Source organism: Actinotalea sp. JY-7885, from assembly GCF_014525465.1.
Lineage (GTDB): Bacteria > Actinomycetota > Actinomycetes > Actinomycetales > Cellulomonadaceae > Actinotalea.
Genome location: NZ_JACEXH010000251.1, coordinates 1 through 3,368, shown reverse-complemented (window position 1 = coordinate 3,368; position 3,368 = coordinate 1). Strand labels below are relative to the sequence as shown.

The following is a 3,368-nucleotide window of genomic DNA, read 5'->3' as shown; positions in this document are numbered from 1 at the left end:
GGGCCGGTCCGCGGCGGGCCGCGCGCCGCCCGCGAGCTCGCGCTCCACGCGGTCGAGCCGCGCGCCCAGGCCGAGGGAGCCGTCGTCGGCCGCGGGCAGGAGGAGTCGCGCGACGAGCAGCTCGAGGTGCAGCCGGGGCGACGTCGCGCCCGTCATCTCGGTGAGCGCGGCGTTGACGAGGTCCGCCGAGCGCGACAGCTCAGAGGCTCCGAGCACCGCGGCCTGGCCGCGCATCCGCTCGAGCTGGTCGGCCGGCAGGTCCCGGAGCACGGCCTGCGCGGCCTCGCCCGACGCCGCGATGACGATGAGGTCACGCAGCCGCTCGAGGAGGTCCTCGACGAAGCGGCGGGGCTCGTGCCCCGAGGAGATCACGCGCTCCACGACGCGGAAGGCGCTCGCGCCGTCCCGCGCGGCGATCGCGTCGACGACGTCGTCCAGGAGCGTCGCGTGGGTGTAGCCGAGCAGCGCGACGGCGCGCTCGTAGTCGATGCCGTCGGCGTCGGCGCCGGCGACGAGCTGGTCCAGGACCGACAGCGAGTCGCGGACCGAACCCCCGCCCGCGCGCACCACCAGCGGCAGCACGCCCGGTCCGACCGGCACGCCCTCGGTCGCGCAGAGCTGCTCGAGGTACGGCTGGAGCGTCGACGGGCCGACGAGGCGGAACGGGTAGTGGTGCGTGCGCGAGCGGATGGTCCCGATGACCTTGTCGGGCTCCGTCGTGGCGAAGATGAACTTGATGTGCGGCGGCGGCTCCTCGACGATCTTGAGCAGCGCGTTGAACCCCTGCGGGGTCACCATGTGCGCCTCGTCGAGGATGAAGATCTTGAAGCGGTCGCGCGTCGGGGCGAAGGTCGCGCGCTCGCGCAGGTCGCGCGCGTCGTCGACGCCGCCGTGGCTCGCCGCGTCGATCTCGACGACGTCGAGGCTCCCCGGCCCCCCGCGCCCGAGCTCGACGCAGGACGGGCACGTCCCACACGGCTGCGGCGTCGGCCCCTGGGCGCAGTTGAGGCAGCGCGCGAGGATGCGGGCCGACGTCGTCTTGCCGCAGCCGCGGGGGCCCGAGAACAGGTAGGCGTGGGTGACCTTGTCCGCCCGCAGCGCCTGCATGAGCGGCTCCGTGACGTGCTCCTGGCCGATCACCTCGGTGAAGGTGTCGGGCCGGTAGCGGCGGTACAGGGCTGTGCTCACGCCACGAGGGTAGACGGCGCGGCCGACAAGCGGGCGCGCGGTCCCCACCCGGCTCAGTCCGGCCGCACCACCGTCTCGCGCAGCACCGCGCGCAGCAGCGGACGGCTCGTCTCGGTGGCACCGACCACGAGCAGGCCGCCGCCCAGGAGGCATCCCGCGAGGAGCGCGAGGCCCGCCGGCGCCATGACCAGCGCCAGGCCGTACAGGGGCAGCAGGACGACCAGCGAGACACCGGCGGAGAGTCCCGCGACCAGCACCATCGGCGCGATGACGACCCGGCGCCGCACCGCGTCGAACAGCTCCTGCGGCACGCCCGCGAGGTGCTGCAGGGCGTACTCCTGCCGGCGGTCCAGGACGGACGCGGCCTGCATGATGCCGGCCGACGCGGCGGCCACCACGAACGCGATCGAGAGCGCGAGGATCCCGCCCGTGAGCACGTCCTGCGCGAAGACCACGTCGTTCTGGTTCGTGTCGCCGGACACCTCGGTGAGCACGGGCAGCACCGACACCACGCCCGCGACGAACGAGGCCAGCCCGAGGCCGGCCACGACGCGCCACGCCGCCTTGGGGTCGTCGAGCAGCCGACGCCCGGCGAGCAGGCGTGCGGGCGTCCTGGCACGCCGGACCATCGCGCGGGCCATGACGCTGATGACCCAGGGGCCCAGCAGGTTCAGCGCGAGCACGACGAGCGCGAGCGTCCCGAGGAGCAGGACGAGGAGCACCGCGAAATCCAGGCCGAGGTCGACCCTGACCATCACGGTGAAGGCCACCACCGCGACGACGACGGCGAGCGCGCGGACCCAGCGCATGCCCGGCGGCGTCGTGCGGCGCGCGACGCCGAGCGGCGTGACCACCACGCGGCGCAGCGAGACCGCGGCGCTCACGGCCGCGACCAGCGGCACGACGACGAGGGTGGCCGCCACGACCGGCAGGCCGACCCACAGCTCGCCGACCGAGAACGGGTCGCCCATGAAGGGGATGCTCGTCCACACCGGCAGGAGCGCCCCGTAGCCGAGCAGGCCGAGGACCGCACCGACGAGCCCCTGCTTGGCGGTCTCCAGCGCGGTGAGGCCGACGACCTGGCCGCCGGTGACCCCGAGCAGCCGGAGCGTCGCGAGCCGCGCGTCGCGGCGGGCGACCCCGAGCCGGGCCGCACCCGCGCCGAGCGAGACCAGCGGGACCACGAGGAGGACGACCGCGACCCACGCGAGGATCACGTAGGCCTCGCCGTAGTGCGTCATGTACTCCGACGCCGGGTCGGCGTCGCGCCGGATGAAGCCGCGGAGCCCTCCCACGACGCTGACCGCGAACGCGGTCGAGACGGCGAACGCGACCACCGCGAGCACCCCCGGCGTCAGGCGGCCCCCTGCGCCGCCGGACACCGGGCCGGGCCGCGATGTGCCGCGCACCCCGGGGATCAGGTGCGCGACCGATCCGCTGCGCAGCGGGCCGCTCGCGAGCATCAGGACGGTCCTCATGCCGCCACCACGCGGCCGTCGCGCACCACGATGCGGCGCGAGCACCAGGACGCGACGTTCTCGTCGTGCGTCACCACGACGAGCGACGCGCCCGCGGCACGGGTGGTCTCGACCAGGACGCGCATGACGTCGGCGCCGGTCGCCTGGTCGAGGGCGCCGGTCGGCTCGTCCGCGAAGACGACGTCGGGCCCGGTGATCAGCGCCCGCGCGACGGCGACGCGCTGCGCCTGGCCGCCCGAGAGCTCGCCCGGGCGGCGCGTCTCCATGCCGGCGAGGCCGAGCGAGGCCAGCCACTGCCGCGCCAGGGTGACCGCCTCCGCGCGCGGCGTGCCGAGGAGCATGGGCGGCAGGGCGACGTTCTCCTCCGCCGAGAGCTCGCCCAGGAGCTGGCCGAACTGGAACACGAAGCCGTAGTGCGCGCGGCGCAGGATCGTCCGCTTCGTGTCGCTCAGGCCGCTGACGTCCCGGCCCTCGAGCGTCACGGTGCCGGAGTCGGGCGGCAGGATGCCCGCGAGGCAGTGCAGGAGCGTCGACTTGCCCGAGCCCGACGGGCCCATCACCGCCAGCGACTCGCCCGCCGCGAGGTCGACGTCGACGCCCGCCAGCGCCGTCGTGCTGCCGAAGGTCTTGACGAGGCCGCGTGCGCTGAGGCGGGCGGCGGGCGGCGCCGGGACGCGCGCGGTCGCGGCGCTCGGGGCCGCG

At 75.4% G+C, this 3,368-nt stretch carries 3 protein-coding genes; all 3 read right to left on the bottom strand.

From position 1 onward, the window contains the following. Positions 1 to 1,188, bottom strand: a 1,188-nt coding sequence (locus tag IDM29_RS15750; protein ID WP_188037763.1) for a DNA polymerase III subunit gamma and tau, incomplete at its 3' end; no start/stop codon positions are given. A gap of 53 nt (positions 1,189 to 1,241) precedes the next feature. Beyond that, the gene (locus tag IDM29_RS15745) at positions 1,242 to 2,666 is read right to left on the bottom strand and encodes an FtsX-like permease family protein (RefSeq protein ID WP_255491662.1); all 1,425 of its coding nucleotides are present in this window, start codon (positions 2,664 to 2,666) and stop codon (positions 1,242 to 1,244) included. Further along, the coding region (locus tag IDM29_RS15740) for an ABC transporter ATP-binding protein (protein ID WP_255500342.1) at positions 2,663 to 3,368 on the bottom strand (706 nt) is incomplete at its 5' end. The genes IDM29_RS15745 and IDM29_RS15740, both read right to left, overlap by 4 nt.

Coding starts and splice junctions, on each gene's coding strand:
- IDM29_RS15745 (WP_255491662.1), bottom strand. CDS start 2,666: ATGAGGACCGTCCTGATGCTCGCGAGCGGCCCGCTGCGCAGCGGATCG.